Annotated in this window: 19 protein-coding genes; 18 read left to right on the top strand and 1 reads right to left on the bottom strand. The window is 70.4% G+C overall.

The features are described 5' to 3' along the window. The first annotated feature begins 4 nt into the window (after positions 1–4). The 14 genes from HUT18_RS05885 (at position 5) to HUT18_RS05820 (ending at position 16,378) form a co-directional block, all read left to right on the top strand. Positions 5–1,969 (top strand): penicillin-binding protein 2, encoded by a 1,965-nt coding sequence (locus HUT18_RS05885; RefSeq protein WP_254878443.1) that lies wholly within the window; start codon positions 5–7, stop codon positions 1,967–1,969. A gap of 95 nt (positions 1,970–2,064) precedes the next feature. Beyond that, positions 2,065–3,696, top strand: coding sequence for a UDP-N-acetylmuramoyl-L-alanyl-D-glutamate--2,6-diaminopimelate ligase (locus tag HUT18_RS05880; protein ID WP_254878934.1), 1,632 nt, complete (start codon positions 2,065–2,067; stop codon positions 3,694–3,696). 3 nt (positions 3,697–3,699) lie between these two features. After that, positions 3,700–5,127: a UDP-N-acetylmuramoyl-tripeptide--D-alanyl-D-alanine ligase gene (murF, locus tag HUT18_RS05875; protein ID WP_176098449.1), complete on the top strand. Its 1,428-nt coding sequence runs from the start codon at positions 3,700–3,702 to the stop codon at positions 5,125–5,127. Further along, positions 5,124–6,194: a phospho-N-acetylmuramoyl-pentapeptide-transferase gene (gene mraY, locus HUT18_RS05870; protein WP_176098447.1), complete on the top strand. Its 1,071-nt coding sequence runs from the start codon at positions 5,124–5,126 to the stop codon at positions 6,192–6,194. Before murF ends, mraY begins: the two co-directional genes overlap by 4 nt. Continuing rightward, entirely contained in the window at positions 6,176–7,600 is a 1,425-nt protein-coding gene (gene murD / locus HUT18_RS05865) for a UDP-N-acetylmuramoyl-L-alanine--D-glutamate ligase (RefSeq protein WP_254878442.1), read from the top strand. Before mraY ends, murD begins: the two co-directional genes overlap by 19 nt. Before the next feature lie 195 nt (positions 7,601–7,795). Next, positions 7,796–9,118: a putative lipid II flippase FtsW gene (ftsW, locus tag HUT18_RS05860; RefSeq protein WP_254878933.1), complete on the top strand. Its 1,323-nt coding sequence runs from the start codon at positions 7,796–7,798 to the stop codon at positions 9,116–9,118. A 6-nt stretch (positions 9,119–9,124) separates the two neighbouring features. Beyond that, complete coding sequence (gene murG, locus HUT18_RS05855) at positions 9,125–10,219, top strand: undecaprenyldiphospho-muramoylpentapeptide beta-N-acetylglucosaminyltransferase (protein WP_176098445.1); 1,095 nt, start codon at positions 9,125–9,127, stop codon at positions 10,217–10,219. A 45-nt stretch (positions 10,220–10,264) separates the two neighbouring features. After that, positions 10,265–11,047: a cell division protein FtsQ/DivIB gene (locus HUT18_RS05850; RefSeq protein ID WP_176098443.1), complete on the top strand. Its 783-nt coding sequence runs from the start codon at positions 10,265–10,267 to the stop codon at positions 11,045–11,047. Positions 11,048–11,331: 284 nt separating this feature from the next. Then, positions 11,332–12,579, top strand: coding sequence for a cell division protein FtsZ (gene ftsZ, locus HUT18_RS05845; protein ID WP_176098441.1), 1,248 nt, complete (start codon positions 11,332–11,334; stop codon positions 12,577–12,579). Further along, on the top strand, positions 12,579–13,310 hold the full coding sequence (gene pgeF, locus HUT18_RS05840) for a peptidoglycan editing factor PgeF (RefSeq protein ID WP_176104307.1): 732 nt from the start codon (positions 12,579–12,581) through the stop codon (positions 13,308–13,310). Before ftsZ ends, pgeF begins: the two co-directional genes overlap by 1 nt. Positions 13,311–13,316: 6 nt before the next feature. Continuing rightward, on the top strand, positions 13,317–14,090 hold the full coding sequence (locus HUT18_RS05835) for a YggS family pyridoxal phosphate enzyme (protein WP_176098439.1): 774 nt from the start codon (positions 13,317–13,319) through the stop codon (positions 14,088–14,090). Positions 14,091–14,215: 125 nt separating this feature from the next. Further along, positions 14,216–14,848 carry a cell division protein SepF gene (locus HUT18_RS05830; protein WP_176098437.1) on the top strand — a complete coding sequence of 211 codons (633 nt, stop codon included), beginning with the start codon at positions 14,216–14,218 and terminating at the stop codon, positions 14,846–14,848. 62 nt (positions 14,849–14,910) lie between these two features. After that, entirely contained in the window at positions 14,911–15,195 is a 285-nt protein-coding gene (locus HUT18_RS05825) for a YggT family protein (RefSeq protein WP_176098435.1), read from the top strand. A 64-nt stretch (positions 15,196–15,259) separates the two neighbouring features. Next, positions 15,260–16,378 carry a DivIVA domain-containing protein gene (locus HUT18_RS05820; RefSeq protein WP_176098433.1) on the top strand — a complete coding sequence of 373 codons (1,119 nt, stop codon included), beginning with the start codon at positions 15,260–15,262 and terminating at the stop codon, positions 16,376–16,378. 270 nt (positions 16,379–16,648) lie between these two features. Here HUT18_RS05820 and ileS read toward each other — a convergent pair whose 3' ends face one another. After that, positions 16,649–19,846 carry an isoleucine--tRNA ligase gene (gene ileS, locus HUT18_RS05815; protein WP_176098431.1) on the bottom strand — a complete coding sequence of 1,066 codons (3,198 nt, stop codon included), beginning with the start codon at positions 19,844–19,846 and terminating at the stop codon, positions 16,649–16,651. A 584-nt stretch (positions 19,847–20,430) separates the two neighbouring features. On the opposite strand from ileS, the gene HUT18_RS05810 reads away from it, so the two are divergent. The 4 genes from HUT18_RS05810 to HUT18_RS05795 all read left to right on the top strand — a co-directional run bounded on the left by HUT18_RS05810 (position 20,431) and on the right by HUT18_RS05795 (position 23,926). Next, the gene (locus HUT18_RS05810) at positions 20,431–21,372 is read left to right on the top strand and encodes a TraR/DksA family transcriptional regulator (protein WP_176098429.1); all 942 of its coding nucleotides are present in this window, start codon (positions 20,431–20,433) and stop codon (positions 21,370–21,372) included. 141 nt (positions 21,373–21,513) lie between these two features. Then, on the top strand, positions 21,514–22,230 hold the full coding sequence (gene lspA, locus HUT18_RS05805) for a signal peptidase II (RefSeq protein WP_176098427.1): 717 nt from the start codon (positions 21,514–21,516) through the stop codon (positions 22,228–22,230). A gap of 203 nt (positions 22,231–22,433) precedes the next feature. After that, a complete protein-coding gene (locus HUT18_RS05800; protein ID WP_176098425.1) occupies positions 22,434–23,375 on the top strand; it encodes an RluA family pseudouridine synthase in 942 nt (313 codons plus the stop codon). Between the two features lie 29 nt (positions 23,376–23,404). Then, complete coding sequence (locus HUT18_RS05795; RefSeq protein ID WP_176098423.1) at positions 23,405–23,926, top strand: GNAT family N-acetyltransferase; 522 nt, start codon at positions 23,405–23,407, stop codon at positions 23,924–23,926. Positions 23,927–24,013 lie beyond the last annotated feature (87 nt).

Here is a 24,013-nt window from a genome sequence, read left to right as displayed (position 1 = left end):
CGCCGTGACCGACAGGCAACCCCCGCGGCGCAAAGTGCCCGGGCCCGCACGGCCCGAGCGCTCCGGCGGCAGCCGGGGCGGGCGCCCGCGCCCCCCGCGCCAGGGCACACGCCCGGCGCGCACGCCGCGCCCGGCGCTGCGCAACCGGGGCCGCACCATCCGTCTCGGCAGCCCGCGCCCCCGGCTGCGCATGGTCGGCCTCGGCCTGACCGTGGTCATGCTGATCTTCGTGGGACGGTTGCTCCAGGTGCAGGCCGTGGACGCCAGCGCCTACGCCGCCAAGGCCGAGAAGGACCGGTACCTCACCCACACCCTGGCCGCCGAGCGGGGCCGGATCACCGACCGCACCGGCGTGGCCCTCGCGATCAGCGACGACGCGTACGACATCACCGCCGACCCCACCATGTTCACGGCCCGGTTCACCAAGGCCAAGGACGCCCCGGACCAGGCGGCCGCGCTGCTCGGGCCGATCCTCGGGCAGCCCACGGAGAGCCTGGCCGAGAAGCTGCGTACCCCCAAGACCCGCTACGTGGTGCTCGCCCGCCGTCAGGCGCCCTCGGTCTGGAAGCAGATCAAGGACCTGCGCAGCACCCTCAACGACCGTGCGCAGCAGGACGGTTCGGTCAACATCCTGTCCGGGGTCTTCCAGGAGGCCAGCAGCAAGCGCGTGTACCCCAATGGAGATCTCGCCGCCGGGATACTGGGCTGGGTCAACGCCGAGGGCAAGGGCGGCGGCGGTCTGGAGCAGCAGCTCCAGGAGCAACTCGCGGGCAAGAACGGCAAGATCACCTACGCGCAGTCCGGCGGCCGCCGGGTGCCCACCGCGGGCGGTACCGAGAAGCCGCCCGTACCCGGCGCCGAGGTCGAGCTGACCATCGACCGGGACATCCAGTGGGCGGCCCAGGAGGCCATCAGCAAGCAGGTCAGGAAGTCCAAAGCGGATCGCGGCTATGTGATCGTCCAGGACACGCAGACCGGCGAGATCCTCGCCATGGCCAACGCGCCCGGCTTTGACCCCAACGACCTGTCCACGGCCAAGGGCGGCTCGCTCGGCAACGCCGCCGTGCAGGACGCGTTCGAGCCCGGCTCCACCGCCAAGGTCATGTCGATGGCGGCCGTACTCGAGGAGAAGAAGGCCACGCCCGGCACGCATGTGACGGTGCCCAACCGGCTGCACCGCGGCGACCGGCTCTTCCAGGACGACATCGACCACCCGACCTGGCACCTGACCCTGAACGGGGTGCTCGCCAAGTCCAGCAACATCGGCACCATCCTGGCCACCGGTCAACTCGGCAAGAACCAGGCCGAGTCCAACCAGGTGCTCTCCACGTACCTGCGCAAGTTCGGTATCGGAAAGCCCACCGGACTCGGCTTCCCGGGCGAGACGCCCGGCATCCTCGCCCAGCCCGACGACTGGTCCACCTCGCAGCAGTACACGATCCCCTTCGGCCAGGGCTTCTCGATCAACGCCATGCAGGCGGCCTCGGTCTACTCGACCATCGCCAACGGCGGCACCCGTATCGAGCCCACCCTGGTACGCGGCAGCCGCGGCGCGGACGGCGAGTTCACGCCCGCGCCGAAGCCCGAGTCGACCCGGGTCGTCAGCGAACGGACCGCACGGACCCTCTCGCAGATGCTGGAGTCCGTGGTCGACGACGAAGAGGGCACCGGCGTCAAGGCCCGTATCCCGGGCTACCGGGTCGCGGGCAAGACGGGAACGGCCAACCGCGTGGACCCCGAGACCGGCCGCTACAACGGCTACACCTCGTCGTTCGCCGGGTTCGCCCCCGCCGACAAGCCGCGGGTCACCGTGTACTGCGCGATCCAGAACGCCACCAAAGGCGGCTACTTCGGTGGGCAGATCTGCGGTCCGATCTACAAGAAGGTCATGGAATTCGCCCTGAAGACGCTCCAGGTGCCGCCGACCGGAGCCGAGCCCGCGAGGCTGCCCGTAGCGTTCAAGCCCTGATCCGAACCACCCCGAACGTCCGGTTCACCCCCTGAAAGATTGACCGGGAATCATCTGTGACGACGAACGATCTCCAGTCCGGCACCGAGAAACAGGTGCTTGCTTCGCCGCGCCCTTCACTTCGCCCCGGCGGGGGTGGGGCCGGTACGGTTACCGCCGTGCCACATGCTGATCAGTCACAAAACGCCCAGAACGACGCGAACGCCGGTTACCCGGGACCACCGCGTCCGGAGCGGGTCGAGCCCACCGCCCTCACCGAGCTCGCCGCCGAAATGGGCGTCACCGCGAGCGCCGAGGCCCAGGTCACGGGCGTCACCCACGACTCCCGCGCGGTACGCCCCGGGGACATCTACGCCGCACTGCCCGGCGCCCGCCTGCACGGCGCGGACTTCGTCGCGCAGGCCGCCGACCTCGGCGCGGTCGCGATCCTCACCGACGCCTCGGGCGCCGAACGCGCCGAGCGCACCGGCCTGCCCGTCCTCGTCGTGGACAGCCCCCGGGCGCGGATGGGCCAGCTCGCCGCGACCGTCTACGGCCATCCCGGGCGTCATCTGCTCCAGCTCGGAATCACCGGCACCTCCGGCAAGACCACCACCGCCTACCTCGTCCAGGGCGGACTCGACGAGGCGGCCGGGGGCGTACCCGGACTCATCGGCACCGTGGAGATCCGGATCGGCGAGGAGCGTGTCAAGTCCGAGCGCACCACCCCCGAGGCCACCGATCTGCAGGCGCTGTTCGCCGTCATGCGCGAACGCGGCGTACAGGCCGTCGCCATGGAGGTCTCCAGCCACGCCCTGGTCCTCGGCCGGGTGGACGCCTGCGTCTTCGACGTGGCGGTCTTCACCAACCTGAGCCCGGAGCACATGGAGTTCCACTCCGACATGGAGGACTACTTCCAGGCCAAGGCCCAGTTGTTCACGCCACTGCGCAGCAAGCAGGGCGTGGTCAACCTCGACGACGAGTACGGCCGACGCCTGGTCAAGGAGTCCGGGGTGCCCGTCACCACCTACTCCGCCGAGGGCCACCCGGACGCCGACTGGCGCGCCGAGGACGTCGAAGTCGGGCCGCTCGGCTCGACGTTCACCGTGATCGGCCCCAAGGAGGAGCGGATCCCCGCCAGGGCGCCGCTGCCCGGACCCTTCAACGTCTCCAACACCCTCGCCGCGATCGTCACCCTCGCCGTCGCGGGCCTGGACCCGGTGCGCGCCGCCGCCGGCGTGGGCGCGATCCCCGGCGTCCCCGGCCGGCTCGAGCGGGTGGACGCGGGCCAGGACTATCTCGCCGTCGTCGACTACGCGCACAAGACCGACGCCGTCGAATCGGTGCTGCGCGCCCTGCGCAAGGTCACCGAGGGCCGTATCCACATCGTGCTCGGCTGCGGCGGCGACCGCGACAAGACCAAGCGCAAGCCGATGGGCGCCGCTGCCGCACGGCTGTCGGACACCGCCATCCTCACCTCGGACAACCCGCGTTCGGAGGACCCGCTGGCCATCCTCGCCACGATGATGGCGGGCGCCGCGGAGGTCCCCGCCCACGAGCGCGGCGATGTCGCGGTCTTCGAGGACCGGGCCGCGGCCATCGCGGCCGCCGTCGCCCGAGCCGAGCCCGGCGACACCGTGCTCGTCGCGGGCAAGGGACACGAACAGGGCCAGGACATCGCCGGGGTGATCCGCCCCTTCGACGACCGCGAAGTGCTCCGCGAAGCCATCGACAAGACCCAGGGATAACTCTTGATCGCCCTCTCCCTCGCCGAGATCGCCAAAGCCGTCGGCGGGCAGACGTACGACATACCGGATCCGTCCGTGGAAGTGACCGGATCCGTCGTCAAGGACTCCCGGGAAGTGCGGCCGGGATCTCTCTTCGCCGCCTTCGCGGGCGCGCGCGTGGACGGCCACGACTACGCCGCCGAGGTCGTCGCCAAGGGGGCCGTCGCCGTACTCGCGACCCGCCCCGTCGGCGTTCCGGCCATCGTGGTCGAGGATGTGCAAACGGCGCTCGGCGCCCTGGCCCGTACCGTCGTGCGGCGTCTTGGCGCCACCCTCGTCGCGGTCACCGGCTCGGCCGGAAAGACCAGCACCAAGGACCTGATCGCCCAGGTCCTCCAGCGCAAGGCGCCCACCGTGTGGACGCCCGGCTCGCTCAACAACGAGATCGGTCTGCCGCTGACCGCGCTCGCCGCCACGGCCGAAACCCGTTACCTGGTACTGGAGATGGGAGCGCGCGGAATCGGCCACATCCGCTACCTCACCGAACTCACCCCACCGCGGATCGGCGTCGTACTGAACGTCGGCAGCGCCCACATCGGGGAGTTCGGCGGCCGGGAGCAGATCGCCGTGGCCAAGGGCGAGCTCGTGGAGAGCCTGCCCGCCGAGGGGACCGCGATCCTCAACGCCGACGATCCGCTCGTACGCGCCATGGCGAGCCGGACCAAGGCCAGGGTGCTGCTCTTCGGTGAGGCGGGCGAAGCCGACGTACGCGCCGAAAATGTGCGCCTGACGGACACCGGACAGCCCTCCTTCGCCCTGCACACACCCTCCGGGTGCAGCGATGTGACCTTGCGCCTGTACGGTGAGCACCACGTGTCGAACGCGCTCGCAGCGGCCGCCGTAGCCCATGAACTGGGCATGTCCGCGGAAGAGATCGCCCTTGCGCTCAGTGAGGCGGGCTCCCTCTCTCGCTGGCGTATGGAGGTCACCGAGCGCCCGGACGGCGTGACGGTCGTCAACGACGCCTACAACGCGAACCCCGAGTCCATGCGAGCGGCGCTGCGCGCGCTCGCCGCCATGGGTCAGGCCGCACAGGCCAGAGGGGGACGTACGTGGGCGGTGCTCGGTCAGATGGCCGAGCTCGGTGACGAGGCTCTCGCCGAACACGACGCGGTCGGGCGGCTCGCCGTCCGGCTGAACGTGGGCAAGCTCGTGGCCGTCGGGGGCAGGGAAGCCGCCTGGCTGCAGATGGGCGCATACAACGAGGGTTCGTGGGGTGAGGAGTCGGTGCACGTGTCCGACGCACAGGCGGCGGTCGACCTATTGCGCAGCGAATTGCGCCCGGGTGACGTCGTACTCGTGAAGGCCTCCAGGTCGGTGGGCCTGGAGCGGGTGGCCGAACAGCTGCTCGCGGGCGTCGCATCGGGCGAGGGGCAGGTCGCCGGCCGATGAGGCAGATCCTCTTCGCGGGAGTAATCGGGCTCTTCCTGACACTGGTCGGCACCCCGCTGCTGATCAAGTTCCTGGCCCGCAAGGGATACGGACAGTTCATCCGGGACGACGGCCCGCGCGAGCACCACAGCAAGCGCGGCACCCCGACCATGGGTGGTATCGCCTTCATCCTGGCGACCCTGATCGCCTACGCGCTCGCCAAGGTGATCACCGGCGAGGACCCGACCTTCTCCGGTGTCCTGGTGCTCTTCCTGATGGCGGGCATGGGTCTGGTCGGCTTCCTGGACGACTACATCAAGATCGTCAAACAGCGCTCGCTGGGTCTGCGGGCCAAGGCGAAGATGGCCGGACAGCTCATCGTCGGCATCGCCTTCGCGGTCCTGTCGCTGCAGTTCGCCGACAACCGCAACAACACCCCGGCCTCCACGAAGCTCTCCTTCGTGACCGACTTCGGCTGGTCCATCGGCCCGGTCGTGTTCGTGGTCTGGGCCCTGTTCATGATCCTCGCCATGTCGAACGGCGTGAACCTCACCGACGGCCTCGACGGCCTGGCCACCGGCGCCTCGGTGATGGTCTTCGGCGCCTACACCTTCATCGGCATCTGGCAGTACCAGGAGTCCTGCGCCAACGCGGCGACGCTGACCAACCCGTCGGCCTGCTTCGAGGTGCGCGACCCACTCGACCTCGCGGTGGTCGCCTCCGCGCTCATGGGTGCCTGCTTCGGCTTCCTGTGGTGGAACACCTCACCCGCGAAGATCTTCATGGGCGACACCGGTTCGCTCGCCCTCGGCGGCGCGCTGGCGGGCCTGGCCATCTGCTCCCGTACGGAGCTGCTGCTCGCCCTGCTCGGCGGCCTGTTCGTCCTCATCACCATGTCCGTGGTGATCCAGGTCGGCTCGTTCCGGATGACCGGCAAGCGCGTCTTCCGGATGGCCCCGCTCCAGCACCACTTCGAACTCAAGGGCTGGTCCGAGGTCCTGGTCGTGGTCCGGTTCTGGATCATCCAGGGCATGTGCGTCATCGTCGGCCTCGGACTCTTCTACGCAGGGTGGGCAGCCGACAAGTGACCTTCCGGGGACAGCAGATCACCGTCGCCGGTCTCGGCGTGAGCGGCATCAGTGCCGCCCGCGCCCTGGCCGGCCTCGGCGCTTCGGTGACCGTCGTGGACGGCGGCGACAACGAGGGCCTGCGCGCCCGTGCCGAGGAACTGCGCGCCGAGGGCGTCGCGGTACGCCTCGCGGACGCCGAGACGCTGCCCGAGGGCACCGAACTCGTCGTCACCTCACCGGGCTGGAAGCCGGGCAGCCCGCTGTTCGCGGCCGCCGCCGCGGTGGGTGTGGACGTGGTCGGCGATGTCGAGATCGCCTGGCGGCTGCGCGGCCCCGGGGCGGCGCCCTGGCTCGCGGTCACCGGCACCAACGGCAAGACCACCACGACCCGGATGCTGGCCGCCATCCTGGAGGCCGCCGGACTGCGCACCGCCGCGGTCGGCAACATCGGCACCCCGATCGTCGACCTCGTCCTCGGCGAGGAGAAGTTCGACGTCCTGGCCGTCGAACTCTCCAGCTACCAGCTGCACTGGGCGCCCAGCCTGCGCGCGCACTCCGCCGCGGTCCTCAACCTGGCGCCCGACCACCTGGACTGGCACGGCTCGATGCGGGCGTACGCCGCCGACAAGGGCCGGGTCTACGAGGGCAACCAGGTCGCCTGTGTGTACAACGTCGCCGACCCCGCCACCGAGGAACTCGTGCGCGCCGCCGACGTGGAGGAGGGCTGCCGCGCCATCGGCTTCACGCTCGGCACCCCGGCGCCCTCCCAACTCGGCGTCGTGGAGGGCCTCCTGGTCGACCGCGCGTTCGTGGCGGACCGGCAGAAGCAGGCACAGGAACTCGCCGAGGTGACCGACGTCCGGCCGCCGGTCCCGCACAACATCGCCAACGCCCTCGCCGCGGCGGCCCTCGCCCGTGCCTACGGTGTCGAACCGGCCGCCGTACGCGAGGGACTGCGCGCTTTCCGGCCCGACCCGCACCGCATCGAGCATGTCGCGGACGTCGACTCGGTCGCCTACGTGGACGACTCCAAGGCCACCAACACCCATGCCGCCGAAGCCTCGCTGGCCTCGTACGAGTCGATCGTCTGGATCGCGGGCGGCCTGGCCAAGGGCGCGACTTTCGACGAGCTCGTACAGAAGGCCGCGCCCCGGCTGCGCGGTGTTGTGCTCATCGGTGCCGACCGCGCCCTCATCCGTGAAGCGCTCGCGCGACACGCGCCCGGGGTCCCGGTGGTCGACCTCGACCGGACAGACACTGGGGCGATGTCGGCGGCGGTCCAGGAGGCGGCACGACTCGCGAAGTCGGGCGACACCGTGCTGATGGCGCCCGCCTGTGCCTCGATGGACATGTTCACCAACTACAACAAGCGCGGTGAGGCGTTCGCGGCTGCGGTCCGTGAACTCGACGCCGCCAGCGCCTGACCGGGCCGGCGTGGCCCGGCGGCGCCGGGCACCTCGGAGGGGAACGTGACATCTTCATGGCTGGGTCCCGGGTCCCGGGCCGATGAAGGGGCGTCGCCGCGCGGCGGCGGCCGCGGCCCACAGGGCGCCAACCGGCGTCCCTCCGCGCGGCGTTCACCGCCGCCGGGCCGCCCCCGACCGCCTCGCGAACCCCGGCTGCTGCGGCTGTACCTGAGCTTCAAACGCGCCTGGGACCGGCCGCTCACGGCGTACTACCTGCTGTTCGGCAGCGCGCTGCTGATCACCGCCCTCGGGCTCGTGATGGTGTACTCCGCGTCGATGATCACGGCGCTCCAGCTCTCGCTGCCCGGTGCGTACTTCTTCAAGAAGCAGTTCGTGGCGGCGGTGCTCGGCAGCATCCTGATGTACGCGGCGACGCGGATGCCCGTCCGACTGCACCGGGCGCTGGCTTATCCGATCCTCGCAGGATCGGTCTTTCTGATGATCCTGGTGCAGGTTCCCGGGATAGGAGTCGCGGTCAACGGGAACCAGAACTGGATCTCCCTGGGCGGCCCCTTCCAGCTCCAGCCGAGCGAGTTCGGCAAACTCGCGCTCGTGCTGTGGGGCGCGGACCTGCTCGCCCGCAAGAACGACAAGCGCCTTCTGACGCAGTGGAAGCACATGCTGGTGCCGCTGGTTCCGGTCGCCTTCATGCTGCTCGGACTCATCATGCTCGGCGGCGACATGGGCACCGCGATCATCCTCTCGGCCATCCTGTTCGGCCTGTTGTGGCTCGCGGGCGCGCCGACCCGGCTGTTCGCGGGCGTACTCGGCGTGGCCCTGTTCATCGGCGCGGTGCTCATCAAGACCAACCCGAACCGGATGGGCCGACTCGCCTGCATGTTCGCGACCGACCCCGGCCCCAACGACCAGTGCTGGCAGGCGGTGCACGGAACCTACGCCCTCGCCTCCGGCGGTCTGTTCGGATCCGGACTCGGTGCGAGTGTGGAGAAATGGGGTCAACTCCCCGAAGCCCACACGGACTTCATCTTCGCCATCACCGGGGAGGAACTGGGCCTGGCCGGGACGCTGTCCGTACTCGTGCTCTTCGCGGCTCTAGGCTATGCGGGTATCCGCGTGGCCGGACGCACGGAGGAACCTTTCGTGAGGTACGCCGCGGGAGGCGTGACAACCTGGATCACGGCGCAGGCGGTGATCAACATCGGTGCGGTGCTCGGCCTGTTGCCGATCGCCGGTGTCCCGCTCCCGCTGTTCTCCTACGGAGGCTCGGCCCTGCTGCCGACCATGTTCGCGATCGGGCTCCTCATCGCCTTCGCACGGGAGGAACCCGCGGCGCGGGCGGCGCTCGCGCTGCGGAAGAAGGCATCACCCGGGCCGCTCAGGCACTGGGGGAGCGCCTTTGGTAGAAAGCGTGAGGCGAAGCGTGAGGCGCCACAAGGCACTCCGGGCGACCGGGGTCCTCGCAGATGGAACACGATGAGACGGCGCGCCACGACGCGTTCGTCCGGAGAGCGGTGAATTTCGGTGCATGTCGTACTCGCCGGTGGGGGGACCGCCGGTCACATCGAGCCCGCGCTCGCCCTCGCGGACGCCCTGCGCAGGCAGGACCCGAGCGTGGGCATCACCGCCCTCGGAACCGAACGCGGCCTGGAGACCCGCCTGGTGCCGGAGCGCGGCTACGAACTCGCCCTGATCCCGGCCGTTCCGCTGCCGCGCAAGCCCACCGCGGAGCTCATCACGGTGCCCGGCCGACTGCGCGGCACCATCAAGGCGGCCGAGCAGATCCTGGAGCGCACGCGGGCGGACGCGGTGGTCGGCTTCGGCGGTTACGTGGCGCTGCCCGGGTACCTCGCGGCCAAGCGGCTCGGGGTGCCGATCGTGGTGCACGAGGCCAACGCCCGCCCCGGCCTCGCCAACAAGATCGGTTCGCGCTACGCCTCCCAGGTCGCCGTCTCCACGCCGGACAGCAAGCTGCGCGGCTCGCGCTACATCGGCATTCCGCTGCGCCGTTCCATCGCCACCCTGGACCGCGCGGCCGCCCGCCCCGAGGCCCGCGCCCTGTTCGGCCTCGACCAGCAGCTGCCCACCCTGCTCGTCTCGGGCGGTTCGCAGGGCGCCCGTCGCCTGAACGAGGTCGTCCAGCAGGTCGCTCCGGCCCTTCAGCGGGCGGGAATTCAGATCCTGCACGCGGTCGGCCCGAAGAACGAACTGCCGCACGTGGACAACATGCCGGGAATGCCCCCCTACATCCCGGTACCGTACGTGGATCGGATGGACCTCGCGTACGCCGCGGCCGACATGATGCTCTGCCGCGCGGGCGCGATGACCGTGGCCGAACTCTCCGCCGTCGGGCTCCCCGCCGCGTACGTCCCGCTGCCGATCGGCAACGGCGAACAGCGGCTCAACGCCCAGCCGGTGGTCAAGGCAGGCGGCGGACTCCTCGTCGACGACGCCGAACTCACCCCGGAATGGGTGCACGGCAACGTCCTGCCGGTGCTCGCCGATCCGCACCGGCTCTACGAGATGTCCCGCGCCGCCTCGGAGTTCGGCCGCCGGGACGCCGACGACCTGCTCGTCGGCATGGTGTACGAGGCGATCAGGTCACGGCAGAGCGCGTGACCGTGAAAGGGTCACGCCCCAGCGCGTGACAGAAGGCAGGGGAGCGTGGCCGGATCCACCACCGCCGAACGCGGCGAACGGCAGGAGCCGAGGACCGGCCCGCCCCGGCCGCCGGGCCCGAGGCTGACCCGGCCGCGTCTGCTGCTTCTCGTACTCGTCGTCCTCCTCCTGCTCACCGGATTCGCCATCTGGGCGCTGTACGGGTCGAGTTGGCTGCGCGCGGAGAAGTCCTCGGTACGCGGCACCCGGGTACTGACGCCCGCTCAGGTCCGCGAGGCGGCCGACCTTCCGATCGGCTCCCCGCTCATTTCCGTCGACACGGACGCCGTCGAGGCGCGGCTGCGCAAGAAATTGCCGCGTATCGACCTGGTCGATGTGAGCCGTTCCTGGCCGCACACCATCAGCGTCGAACTCACCGAACGCAAGGCCGTACTGCTCGTCCGAAAGGACGGGCGCTACACCGAAGTCGACGCCGAGGGCGTGCGGTTCGCCGAGCTGGACCGGGCGCCCGAGGGCATTCCGGTTCTCGAACTCGCCACCGCCGACTCACCCAGTCTGCGCCGCTTCCCGGTCTCCCGGCTGGTACGCGAAGCGGTCCGGGTCGCCGGTCGCCTCCCGGACCCGGTGGCCCGTGAGACCCGTCTGCTGAAGGCGAGTTCGTACGACGACTTCTCGCTGGAGCTGAGCGGGGGCCGCAGTGTCGAGTGGGGAAGCAGTGAGAAGAGCGCGGCGAAGGCCCGTACACTCACGGCACTTCTGAAAGCCGCCCCGAAGGCGCGGCACTTCGATGTGAGTGTTCCCACCGCCCCTGCCACGTCACGGAGTTGACGCCCGTCGTCGCAGGCCAGCACCCTGGTTGAGCAGCGCAACGCCTGATCACATAGGGTGAAAAGAAAAGAGGGAGGTTCGGCGTGTTCATTGAACGCGCGCCACTTGTCGACTTAGTGTCCTGTTCGGAACAGTCAATGAAGTTCCAGCAAGGAACACTCTGGTAACCCTAAACTTCAGCGTTAGGGTTCGGGTCGGCGTTCGAACCGTCCCATTCGGCATCAGTCGTCGCGCAGCCAAGCTGCGAAGCGGCGACACGTAACTCGAGGCGAGAGGCCTTCGACGTGGCAGCACCGCAGAACTACCTCGCAGTCATCAAAGTCATCGGTGTCGGCGGCGGTGGTGTCAATGCCATCAACCGGATGATCGAGGTCGGCCTCAAAGGCGTCGAGTTCATCGCGATCAACACTGACGCGCAAGCCCTGTTGATGAGCGACGCCGACGTCAAGCTCGACGTCGGCCGTGAACTCACCCGCGGACTCGGCGCCGGGGCCAACCCGCAAGTCGGCCGCAAGGCCGCCGAGGACCACCGCGAGGAGATCGAGGAGGTCCTCAAGGGGGCCGACATGGTCTTCGTCACCGCCGGAGAGGGCGGCGGCACCGGTACCGGCGGCGCACCCGTCGTGGCCAACATCGCCCGCTCGCTCGGCGCCCTGACGATCGGCGTGGTCACCCGCCCGTTCACCTTCGAGGGCCGTCGGCGCGCGAACCAGGCCGAGGACGGCATCGCCGAACTCCGCGACGAGGTCGACACCCTCATCGTCATCCCCAACGACCGGCTGCTGTCCATCTCGGACCGCCAGGTCAGTGTCCTCGACGCGTTCAAGTCCGCGGACCAAGTACTGCTCTCCGGTGTGCAGGGCATCACCGACCTCATCACCACGCCGGGCCTGATCAACCTCGACTTCGCCGACGTCAAGTCCGTGATGTCCGAGGCGGGTTCGGCCCTGATGGGCATCGGCTCGGCCCGCGGCGACGACCGCGCGGTGGCCGCCGCGGAGATGGCGATCTCCTCGCCGCTCCTGGAGGCGTCCATCGACGGCGCCCGCGGCGTGCTGCTGTCCATCTCCGGCGGCAGCGACCTCGGTCTCTTCGAGATCAACGAGGCCGCCCAGCTGGTGAGCGAGGCCGCCCACCCCGAGGCCAACATCATCTTCGGCGCGGTCATCGACGACGCCCTCGGCGACGAGGTACGGGTCACGGTCATCGCCGCGGGCTTCGACGGCGGTCAGCCGCCCTCCAAGCGCGACGGTGTGCTCGGCTCCGCCTCGGCCAAGCGCGAGGAGGCTCCCGCCCCGGCCCGTCCGGCGACCGAGAGCCGCCCGGCCTTCGGTGGCCTCGGCAGCGTCACCCCGCGCGAGGACCGCGACCTGGCCCCCGCCCCGGAGCCGGCGTCCGAGCCCGTGAGCCCGTCGCCCGTGAGCGAGGCCTCGGAGCGCGGCACCTCCTCGCTCACCACCCCGCAGGTTCCCTCGGCCCGGTACCAGGACAGCGCCGCCGAGGAGCTGGACGTGCCGGACTTCCTGAAGTGATAACCGCACACACCCGTACGACGAGTGGCGCGCACTTCGCCTTCACCGACAGGTGGGGCGGGGTGAGCGCCACTCCGTACGAGGAGCTCAATCTCGGCGGCGCGGTCGGTGACGACCCGGCCGCGGTGCTCGGCAACCGCGCACGCGCCGCCGCCGAACTCGGCCTGGACGCCGCCCGGGTGGTCTGGATGCGGCAGGTCCACGGCGACACCGCGGTGACCGTGGTCGGGCCCTGGGCCGCGGACGAGGAGCTCCCGGAGGCGGACGCGCTGGTCACCGCACGCCGTGGACTGGCTCTCGCCGTACTCACCGCGGACTGCACCCCCGTGCTCCTCGCCGACCCGGTCGCGGGTGTGGTGGCCGCGGCGCACGCGGGACGGCCCGGAATGGTCAAGGGAATCGTTCCGGCGGCCCTGCGCGCGATGACCGAACTCGGCGCCGAACCCGCCCGTATCGTCGCCCGCACCGGCCCGGCCGTCTGCGGGAGGTGCTACGAGGTCCCGGCCGCGATGCGCGCCGAGGTGGCCGAGGTCGAGCCCGCCTCGTACGCGGAGACGAGCTGGGGTACGCCCGCCGTCGACGTCACCGCCGGGGTGCACGCGCAACTGGACCGGCTCGGGGTCCGTGACCTCGCCGGGTCCGAGGTCTGCACGCTGGAGTCCGCGGACCATTTCTCGTACCGCCGCGAGGGGGCCACCGGCCGTCTCGCGGGCTATGTGTGGCTGGACTGAGGTGGGATGAACGACCGCAGGGCCGAACTGGCCTCGAATCTGGCCGCGGTTGAGGACCGCATCACGCGCGCCTGCGCGGCCGCGGACCGCAAGCGGGAAGAGGTGACGCTGATCGTCGTCACCAAGACCTACCCGGCGAGCGATGTGCGGATCTTGTCGGAACTAGGTGTCCGTCACGTGGCCGAGAACCGTGATCAGGAAGCCGGAGCGAAGGCCTCCGACTGTGCGGACCTGCCCCTTTCCTGGCACTTTGTGGGCCAGTTGCAGACCAACAAGGTACGTTCCGTGGTGAGTTACGCGGATGTGGTGCAGTCCGTCGACCGGCCGCGGCTGGTCACGGCGCTGTCCAAGGAGGCCGTGCGCTCCGGGCGCGAACTGGACTGCCTGGTCCAGGTCGCGCTCGACGCGGACTTCGGCGAGGCGGCCACGGGCGTCGGGGGAGGGGAGGCCGGCGCTGCCGGGGGACAGGGGCGGACCGGTGCGCGCGGAGGCGTGACGCCGGACGGAATCGAGGAGTTGGCCTCTCTGATCGACGCGGCCGAGGGTCTGCGACTCGGCGGTCTGATGACCGTCGCGCCGCTCACCGGGCCGTATGCGGGGAGGCAACTGGCGGCGTTCCAGCGGCTGATGGAATTCTCAACCCTTGTGCGCGCGGCCCATCCGGCTGCGAACATGGTTTCAGCGGGGATGAGTACGGACCTCGAGCAGGCCGTTGCGGCCGGGGCGACACATGTACGCGTCGGTACGGCGGTACTCGGAGTCCGACCACGGCTCGGGTAACGTCGCCAAGAAGTCGGACCACAGCACAAAATATGGTCATTCCCGCAGATGAAGCGGGGTGTACCTCGTGGATCGCGGGCACTGTTGGCGTCAGCCGATCCACCACAGAGCGGAGGACTCAGAGCATGGCCGGCGCGATGCGCAAGATGGCGGTCTACCTCGGCCTCGTGGAGGACGATGGGTACGACGGCAGGGGCTTTGACCCCGACGACGAGTTCGAGCCCGAGCTCGACCCGGAGCCCGAGCGGGACAGACGACGGCACGAGCCGTCGCACCAGTCGCACACCCCCTCGCGGGAGGAGTCGGTGCGCGCGGTGGCGCCGCCCGCGCAGCGCGAACCGTCCGCCCACGCTGTTTCGCTGCCCGCGGAATCAGGACGTCCGGCGCGAATCGCCCCCGTGGCATCCATCACACCCGAACGTCAGAGTCTGGAGAAGAACGCACCGGTGATCATGCCCAAGGTTGTGTCCGAGCGGGAGCCCTACCGCATCACCACTCTGCACCCGCGGACCTACAACGAAGCCCGTACCATCGGGGAACACTTCCGCGAGGGCACTCCGGTGATCATGAATCTGACGGAGATGGACGACACCGACGCGAAGCGACTTGTCGACTTTGCTGCCGGACTCGTGTTCGGTCTTCACGGAAGTATTGAAAGGGTGACTCAGAAGGTCTTCCTGCTCTCGCCTGCTAACGTCGATGTAACGGCGGAGGACAAGGCCCGCATCGCAGAGGGCGGGTTCTTCAACCAGAGCTGAGACGCAAGGCCGACGAGACCGGTCCTAAGGACCAGAGTGACAGGGGAGAGGGACGCGCGGAGATGAGCGTGGTCATGGATGTGCTCTACATCGCGCTGATGTGTTTCCTCATCGTGCTGATCTTCAGGCTGGTCATGGACTACGTGTTCCAGTTCGCCCGCTCGTGGCAACCGGGCAAGCCGATGGTGGTCGTACTGGAGGCCACCTACACTGTCACCGATCCACCGCTCAAGCTTCTGCGGCGGTTCATCCCGCCGCTGCGTCTCGGGGGCGTGGCGCTCGACCTGTCCTTCTTCGTCCTGATGATCATCGTCTACATTCTGATCGCCATCGTGGGTCAGCTGTGAATGATGGTGTTCCCTGCCCCACGCGGGGATGGCCCCGCCGATGGAACCCAGTTGAGGTGAAGAGATGCCGTTGACCCCCGAGGACGTGCGGAACAAGCAGTTCACGACCGTCCGTCTCCGAGAAGGCTATGACGAGGACGAGGTCGATGCCTTCCTAGACGAGGTCGAGGCCGAACTGACACGGCTGCTCCGCGAGAACGAGGACCTTCGCGCGAAGCTCGCCGCCGCCACCCGTGCCGCCGCGCAGAACCAGCAACAGCAGCAGATGCGCAAGCCGCCGGAGCCGCAGGACCGTCCCGGCGCTCCCGTGCCCGCTGCCATATCCGGTCCGCAGCCGGTACCGCCGCACCAGCAGCAGATGGGCGGCCCGCCCCAGCTGCCGGGTGGCGCTCCGCAGCTGCCCCCGGGCCCCGGCGGACCGCAGGGCCCGCACGGCCCCGGCCCGATGCAGCAGCAGGGTGGCCCCATGCAGCAGCAGGGCGGCCCGATGCAGCAGCAGGGTGGTCCGATGGGCGGCCCCATGGGCGGCCCCGGTGGTCACGGTGGCCCGCAGCTTCCGCAGCCCGGTCAGGGTCCCGGTGGCGACAGCGCCGCCCGTGTGCTCTCGCTGGCCCAGCAGACCGCCGACCAGGCGATCGCCGAGGCCCGTTCCGAGGCGAACAAGATCGTCGGTGAGGCGCGCAGCCGTGCCGAGGGTCTGGAGCGCGACGCCCGTGCCAAGGCCGACGCCCTGGAGCGGGACGCGCAGGAGAAGCACCGTGTGGCGATGGGCTCCCTGGAGTCCGCGCGCGCCACGCTGGAGCGCAAGGTCGAGGACCTGCGCGGCTTCGAGCGCGAGTACCGCACCCGCCTGAAGTCCTACCTGGAGAGCCAGCTCCGTCAGCTGGAGACCCAGGCCGACGACTCGCTGGCCCCGCCGCGCACCCCGGCGACGGCCTCGCTCCCGCCGTCCCCGGCGCCTTCGATGGCCTCGGCCGGTGCGAGCGCCCCGTCCTACGGCGGCAACCAGACGATGGGCGGCAACACCCCGTCCCCGGCCGGTGGCCCGTCCTACGGCGGTCAGCAGCAGATGTCCCCCGCGATGACCCAGCCGATGGCCCCGGTCCGGCCGCAGGGCCCGCAGCCCATGCAGCAGGCACCGTCGCCGATGCGCGGCTTCCTCATCGACGAGGACGACAACTGACGGACGTCCGAGCGGCGCCACTGGCGTCGGAAGCGTTCAAGGAGCGGGGCCCCGGAGATCCGGGGCCCCGCTCCTTTTGTGCCTCCGCCCTGCCCAGGACGTACGCCTGTACGCGCGCACGCAATGCCGAGGCCCGGGCCCGCGGAAGATCCTTTCCGCGGGCCCGGGCCTCGGCGTACAGATGCTCGACCGGCGACCGGCGACCGGCGACCGGCGACCGGCGACCGGCGACCGGCGACCGTTTGGCCGACCGGTCGCCGGTGCTCGGGCTCAGGCCTTGCGCAGCCGGAAGGTCAGCGCGAGCGGCTCGTCGGTGAACGCGTCACCGTAGGAGCCGTCGGCCTCGCCCTCGGCGAAGTCGGTCGCGAGGACCTCCTCCGCGATCATCAGGGTGTGCTCGGCCAGGGCCTCGGTGACCGCCGGGTCGGTGGACGCCCAGCGCAGGGCGATCCGGTCGGCGACGTCCAGGCCGCTGTTCTTACGGGCCTCCTGGATCAGGCGGATCGCGTCGCGGGCCAGGCCCGCGCGCCGCAGTTCCTCGGTGATCTCCAGATCCAGGGCCACGGTGGCACCGGAGTCCGAGGCGACGGACCAGCCCTCGCGCGGCGTCTCCGTGATGATCACCTCTTCCGGCTCCAGGGTCACCGTCTCGCCGTCGACCTCGACGCTCGCCGTACCCGCCCGCAGGGCCTGGGACAGCGCAGCGGCGTCGGCGGCGGCGATGGCCTTGGCCACCGCCTGGACCCCCTTGCCGAAGCGCTTGCCGAGCGGCCGGAAGTTCGCCTTGGCGGTGGTGTCCACGAGCGAGCCGCCGCCCGCTGCACCAGTGGAGGAATCCGACAGCGCGGCCACCGAGGAGACGTTCAGCTCCTCGGTGATCTGCGTCCGCAGCTCGGGCGAGAGCCGCTCGAAACCGGTAGCGGCGACCAGCGCGCGGGACAGCGGCTGGCGGGTCTTCACACCCGACTCGGCACGGGTGGCCCGGCCGAGCTCGACCAGCCTGCGGACCAGCGCCATCTGCTTCGACAGTTCCGGGTCGATCGCGGACGGGTCGGCCTCGGGCCAGTCGGACAGGTGCACCGACTCCGGGGCGTCCGGCGTCACCGGCACCACCAGGTCCTGCCAGACCCGCTCGGTCACGAACGGCGTCAGCGGCGCCATCAGCCGCGTGATGGTTTCGACGACCTCGTGCAGGGTGCGCAGCGCGGCCGGGTCGCCCTTCCAGAAGCGGCGACGGGAGCGGCGTACGTACCAGTTGGACAGGTCGTCCACGAAGGCCGAGAGCAGCTTGCCCGCGCGCTGGGTGTCGTAGGCCTCCAGGGCGGTGGTGACCTGGGCGGTCAGGGCGTGCAGCTCGGAGAGCAGCCAGCGGTCGAGCAGCGGGCGCTCGGCCGGGGCCGGGTCCGCGGCCGAGGGCGCCCAGTTGGAGGTACGCGCGTACAGGGCCTGGAAGGCGACCGTGTTCCAGTAGGTCAGGAGCGTCTTGCGGACGACCTCCTGGATGGTGCCGTGGCCCACCCGCCGGGCGGCCCACGGGGAGCCGCCCGCCGCCATGAACCAGCGGACCGCGTCGGCGCCGTGCTCGTCCATGAGCGGGATCGGCTGGAGGATGTTGCCCAGGTGCTTGGACATCTTGCGGCCGTCCTCGGCGAGGATGTGGCCGAGGCAGACGACGTTCTCGTAGGAGGACTTGTCGAAGACCAGGGTGCCGACGGCCATCAGCGTGTAGAACCAGCCGCGGGTCTGGTCGATCGCCTCCGAGATGAACTGCGCCGGGTACCGGCTCTCGAAGAGCTCCTTGTTCTTGTACGGGTAGCCCCACTGCGCGAAGGGCATCGAGCCCGAGTCGTACCAGGCGTCGATGACCTCGGGCACCCGGGTCGCGGTGAGCGCGCAGCCCTCGTGGGTGCAGCCGAAGGTGACCTCGTCGATGTAGGGCCGGTGCGGGTCGAGCGCGGACTGGTCGGTGCCGCTCAGCTCGCTAAGCTCCGCGCGCGAGCCCACGCAGGTGAGGTGGCCCTCCTCGCAGCGCCAGATCGGCAGCGGGGTGCCCCAGTAGCGGTTGCGCGACAGCGCCCAGTCGATGTTGTTGTTCAGCCAGTCGCCGAAGCGGCCATGCTTGACGGAGTCCGGGAACCAGTTGGTCCGCTCGTTCTCCTCGAGCAGGCGGTCCTTGATCGCGGTGGTGCGGATGTACCAGGACGGCTGCGCGTAGTAGAGCAGCGCGGTGTGGCAGCGCCAGCAGTGCGGATAGCTGTGCTCGTACGGGAGGTGGCGGAAGAGCAGGCCGCGTGCGCCGAGGTCGGCGGTCAGCGCCTCGTCGGCCTTCTTGAAGAACTGGCCGCCGATCAGGTCGAGGCTCTCGTCGAAGGTGCCGTCCGACCGGACCGGGTTGACCACGGGCAGGCCGTAGGAGCGGCAGACCTTGAGGTCGTCCTCACCGAAGGCGGGGGCCTGGTGGACGAGGCCGGTGCCGTCCTCGGTGGTGACGTAGCCGGCGTTCACCACGAAGTGGGCGCCGGTGGGGCTCTGTTCGGCGGCGCCTTCCCCGGCCGGGAACTCCACGAGCGCGAACGGCCGTTGGTAGTTCCAGCGTTCCATTTCGGCACCGGTGAAGCGCAGGCCGGTCGGCTCCCAGCCCTCGCCGAGCGCCTTCTGGACGAGCGGCTCGGCGACGACGACCTTCTCCGCGCCGTCGGTGGCGACGACATAGGTGACGTCGGGGTGCGCGGCCACCGCGGTGTTGGAGACCAGCGTCCAGGGGGTCGTCGTCCAGACCAGGAGCGAGGCCTCACCGGCGAGCGGACCGGAGGTGAGCGGGAAACGGACGTAGACCGAGGGGTCCACGACGGTCTCGTAGCCCTGCGCGAGCTCGTGGTCCGACAGGCCGGTGCCGCAGCGCGGACACCAGGGGGCCACCCGGTGGTCCTGGACCAGCAGGCCCTTGCCGAAGATCTCCTTCAGCGACCACCAGACGGACTCCACGTACTCGGGGTCCATGGTGCGGTAGGCCTCGTCGAGGTCCACCCAGTAGCCCATGCGGGTCGTCAGCTCGGCGAAGGCGTCGGTGTGCCGGGTCACCGACTCGCGGCACTTGGCGTTGAACTCGGCGATTCCGTACGCCTCGATGTCCTTCTTGCCGTTGAAGCCGAGTTCCTTCTCGACGGCGAGCTCGACGGGCAGTCCGTGGCAGTCCCAGCCGGCCTTGCGGGCGACGTGGTAGCCGCGCATGGTGCGAAAGCGCGGGAAGACGTCCTTGAAGACGCGGGCCTCGATGTGGTGGGCGCCGGGCATGCCGTTCGCGGTCGGCGGGCCCTCGTAGAAGACCCACTCGGGGCGGCCCTCGGACTGCTCCAGGGACTTGGCGAAGATCTTCTGCTCGCGCCAGAAGTCGAGGACCGTGTGCTCGAGCGCGGGGAGGTCCACCTGCGCGGGTACCTGGTGGTACTGCTGCTCGGTCGATTTCATCGAGGTTGCTCCTCCAACGGACTGCTGCCTTCCGTCGGAGGGACGAGAGCCAGAGCGGCTGGACTCCCGCGGTACCACCCTCCTTGGCCTTCGGCGATCGACGCCGAAAGGCCCCCTCATTGGGGTCGCGATACCGGTTCTACCGGCCGTGGCGCCCATCCGCGCCCGCGGCTTTCTTCCGGCGGCTCCGGGGTGATCTTCACGTCGGGCAGTCCCCCGGGCTCGCACCGTCCCCGGGTCGCTCATGGCTGCGTACGGCGTTACTCGTCCCCATCAACGCTTTTCGCTGTGCCCAGTGTACGGGCCCTCGGGGAGCGGCGATGACCGGATTTTCGGCGCCCCGGCTCTCGTCCCGCCCGGGCCGGCCGGTGACCCGAATGGTCAGACGCCGGGCCGCGGACCGCGATCCGCGCAGCTCGGCGGATTACCGGCCGGGGAGCTGGGCACAACGCTTGCAGGTCGGCCGCACCGCGTTGGCGGGGCGGCGAATCGGGCGGCGTGCCCCGTTGCCGCGCGCTGGGAGTCGATTTATCGTCCCAGCACGATTCGCGAGCAAGATCACAATATGTGAAGGGGCCGCGGCCATGGTGGCGAAGAAGTCGACGGCGAAGCAGTCGACGGCGCAGAAATCGGCGGCCGGGAAAACGACTGAAGCGTCCCCCGTGAAGAAGGCGGCGGCAAAGACGACGGCCGCGAAGAAGACGGCCGCGAAGAAATCCGCGGCGAAGAAGGCCACGGCGAAGAAGACGGCGGCGAAGGCCGCGAAACCCGGGAAGTCCGAGAAGAGCGCGAAGAGCGAGAAGCCGGAGAAGAGCGCGCAGAGCGCCGAGCCGGACAAGCCCGAGAAGCCCAAGAAGTCCAAGAAGCCGGAGAAGAAGGCCGTGGCCAAGAAGACAGCAGTCAAGAAGGCCCCGGCCGAGAAGACGGCGGCGAAGAAGGCCACGGCCAAGAAGAGCGCGGCCAAGAAGAGCACGGCCAAGAAGAGCACCGGGAAAGAGCAGGAACAGGCGGCTGCGGCGCAGACCGCGACGACGACGGGAGCCACGACGGTGGTTGCGAAGAAGGCGGCAGCGAAGACGGGCACGGCCACGGCCGGAGTGCCCAAGGCGCGGCACACCGCGGCCGAGCCGGGAGAACTCGCCGTACGGCCGGGGGAGGAGCCCTGGACCCCGGAGGAGGTCGCCGAGGCCCGCGCGGAACTGTCCGCCGAGGCGCTGCGGCTGCGCAGCGAGATCGAGTCCTCCGAGGAGTCCCTGGTCGGCCTGATGCGGGACTCGCAGGACGGGGCGGGCGAGGACGACGCCGACACCGGCTCCAAGAACATCACCAGGGAGCACGAACTCGGCATCGCGGCCAACGCCCGCGAGGTGCTGCTGCAGACCGAACGCGCACTGGATCGCATCGAGGCGGGCACCTACGGGAGCTGCGAGAACTGCGGCAACCCCATCGGCAAGGCCCGGATGCAGGCCTTCCCGCGCGCCACCCTGTGCGTGGAGTGCAAGCAGAAGCAGGAACGCCGCGTCTGACCACCCGCCGGTGACCGCCGCCGGGCCCCGGCGGCTCGTTCCGGCCTCGCGGCAGCGCTGCCGGGGCCTCTCGGCTCGGGGCCGGGGCCCCCTGTGACGTACCCTCGTGCCCAGTCGGTATCCGGATCGAGGGACACTTACGTGGCAGAGGCGGAGCGCATCATCAGTACGCCGCAGAGTGCCGGGGCGGCGGGCGCACAGCCCGCGACGCCGCGGCCGGATGCGCCCGGGGAGCACGCCCGTGAGGCGGCCGCCGACCGGCCCGCCGAGAGCGCCGCCCCCGAGGAGGGCGCGGACCGCTCGGCCTCCCAGAGCACCGAAGCGTCCGCGTCGGCCGAGGGCGAGGGGACCGAGCAGGCCCAGGCCTCGCGCGGCAGGCGCCGTATCGCCGTGCTGTTCGCGGTCGCGGCCGTCGCGTACATCCTCGACCTGGTCAGCAAGATGATCGTGGTCGCCAAGCTCGAACACCGCGCCTCGGTGGAGATCATCGGGGAGTGGCTGCAGCTGGAGGCGGTGCGCAATCCCGGTGCCGCGTTCGGCATGGGTGAGGCCTTCACCGTGATCTTCACGCTGATCGCCGCGTCCGTGATCGTGGTCATCGTCCGTCTCGCCCGCAAGCTCTACAGCCTGCCGTGGGCGATCGCGCTCGGGCTGCTGCTCGGCGGCGCGCTCGGCAACCTCACGGACCGTATCTTCCGCGCGCCGGGCGTCTTCGAGGGCGCGGTCGTGGACTTCATCGCACCGAAGCACTTCGCCGTGTTCAACCTCGCCGACTCCGCGATCGTCTGCGGCGGCATCCTGATCGTGCTGCTGTCGTTCCGCGGGCTCGACCCGGACGGCACCGTCCACAAGGACTGAGGACTGAGGACTGAGGACTGAGGGTTCGGACGCCGTCCACGAGGACTGGGTGTGCGGACACGGTCTACGAGGGCCGCGGTCCGCGGGGACCGAACCGTCGCACGGGTGTGGGACGTGGCCCGGGCCACGTCCCACACCCGTGCGGTGGCTGCCCAGCCGCCCTGTGGGCGAGGGGCCCTCCCGGGGTCCGGCATACTCGACGGGTGAGCACGATTCCCGAGATCCGTACCCTGCCCGTGCCGGACGGCCTGGAGGGCGAGCGCGTCGACGCCGCCATCTCGCGCATGTTCGGCTTCTCCCGTACCAAGGCCGCAGAGCTCGCCGCGGCCGGCAAGGTGCTGATCGACGGCACGGTCGCCGGAAAGTCGGAGCGCGTTCACGGCGGCGCCTGGCTCGAGGTCGAGATGCCGCAGGCGCCCGCCCCGGTGCAGATCGTGGCCGAACCGGTCGAGGGCATGGAGATCGTGCACGACGACGACGATGTCGTGGTCATCGTGAAGCCGGTCGGCGTGGCCGCCCACCCGAGCCCCGGCTGGAGCGGCCCCACCGTCATCGGCGGTCTGGCCGCGGCCGGTTACCGCATCTCCACCTCCGGCGCCGCAGAACGCCAGGGCATCGTGCACCGTCTCGACGTCGGCACCTCGGGCCTGATGGTGGTGGCCAAGTCCGAGTACGCGTACAGCTCGCTCAAGCAGCAGTTCCGCGAGCGCACCGTGGACAAGCGCTACCACACCCTGGTCCAGGGCCACCCCGACCCGACCAGCGGCACCATCGACGCCCCGATCGGCCGACACCCCAACCACGACTACAAGTGGGCCGTGACCGCCGACGGCAAGCCCTCGGTCACCCACTACGACCTCGTCGAGGCCTTCCGCGCCGCCTCGCTCCTCGACGTGAAGCTGGAGACCGGCCGCACCCACCAGATCCGGGTGCACATGGCCGCCCACCGGCACCCCTGCGTGGGCGACCTGACCTACGGCGCCGACCCCACCCTCGCCCGCCGTCTGAACCTGACCAGGCAGTGGCTGCACGCCGTACGGCTCGGCTTCGAGCACCCCGGCGAGGCCCGCTGGGTCGAGTACGAGAGCGGCTACCCCGACGACCTCCAGCAGGCCCTGGACCGGGTGCGGGCCGAGAGCTCGTGACCGGCCCGAGCGGGGACGGGGGCGGGGCCGTGGGTGAGGTCCGGGTGCGGGAGGCCGTGGCCGACGCGGACCGAGCGGCCTGCTTCGCGATCCGCGAGGACGTCTTCGTCGCCGAGCTGGGCGTGCCCGAGGACCTCGAATACGACGCCTACGACAACGACGCCTCCCTCGTCGTCCACGTCCTCGCGGTCGACAGCGACGGCACCCCGCTCGGCACCGGCCGCCTGCTGTACGGCCCGGGCGCCGCCACGAAGACCGGCGGCGAACCCGGCCTCGGATCCCTCGACAGGCTCGCCGTGACCCGGCACGTCCGCGGCCTCGGCGTGGGCGCCGCACTGGTGCGGGGCATCGAGGAGGCGGCCCGCCTGCGCGGCCTCACCACCGTCGGCCTGCACGCCCAGACCCATGCCCTCGGCTTCTACGAACGGCTCGGCTACGTCGCATACGGGCCGGAGTTCGAGGAGGCGGGGCTGCCGCATCAGTCGATGCGCAGGGGGCTTGGGAGCGGTGGGGCTGAGGCTGTCGGCGTCGGCGGTGGCGGGGCGGCCTAACCGGTTTGCGGTTGGGCGGGGCTCAACTGCGCGGCTCCGGAACGTGGTTGGGGCGCCGAGCGGTCACTTGGGCCTTTCGGTCGCGCC

It is taken from the genome of Streptomyces sp. NA04227, from assembly GCF_013364195.1.
Taxonomy (GTDB): domain Bacteria; phylum Actinomycetota; class Actinomycetes; order Streptomycetales; family Streptomycetaceae; genus Streptomyces.
Note: the sequence above shows the minus strand (reverse complement) of the source record. Positions and strands in the feature narration are given on the sequence as shown.

Excerpts from the sequence above, each read along its gene's own strand:
- mraY (WP_176098447.1), top strand. The coding sequence starts at position 5,124 with ATGAGGCAGATCCTCTTCGCGGGAGTAATCGGGCTCTTCCTGACACTG.
- HUT18_RS05835 (WP_176098439.1), top strand. The coding sequence starts at position 13,317 with ATGAACGACCGCAGGGCCGAACTGGCCTCGAATCTGGCCGCGGTTGAG.
- HUT18_RS05830 (WP_176098437.1), top strand. The coding sequence starts at position 14,216 with ATGGCCGGCGCGATGCGCAAGATGGCGGTCTACCTCGGCCTCGTGGAG.
- HUT18_RS05825 (WP_176098435.1), top strand. The coding sequence starts at position 14,911 with ATGAGCGTGGTCATGGATGTGCTCTACATCGCGCTGATGTGTTTCCTC.
- HUT18_RS05820 (WP_176098433.1), top strand. The coding sequence starts at position 15,260 with ATGCCGTTGACCCCCGAGGACGTGCGGAACAAGCAGTTCACGACCGTC.
- ileS (WP_176098431.1), bottom strand. The coding sequence starts at position 19,846 with ATGAAATCGACCGAGCAGCAGTACCACCAGGTACCCGCGCAGGTGGAC.
- HUT18_RS05810 (WP_176098429.1), top strand. The coding sequence starts at position 20,431 with ATGGTGGCGAAGAAGTCGACGGCGAAGCAGTCGACGGCGCAGAAATCG.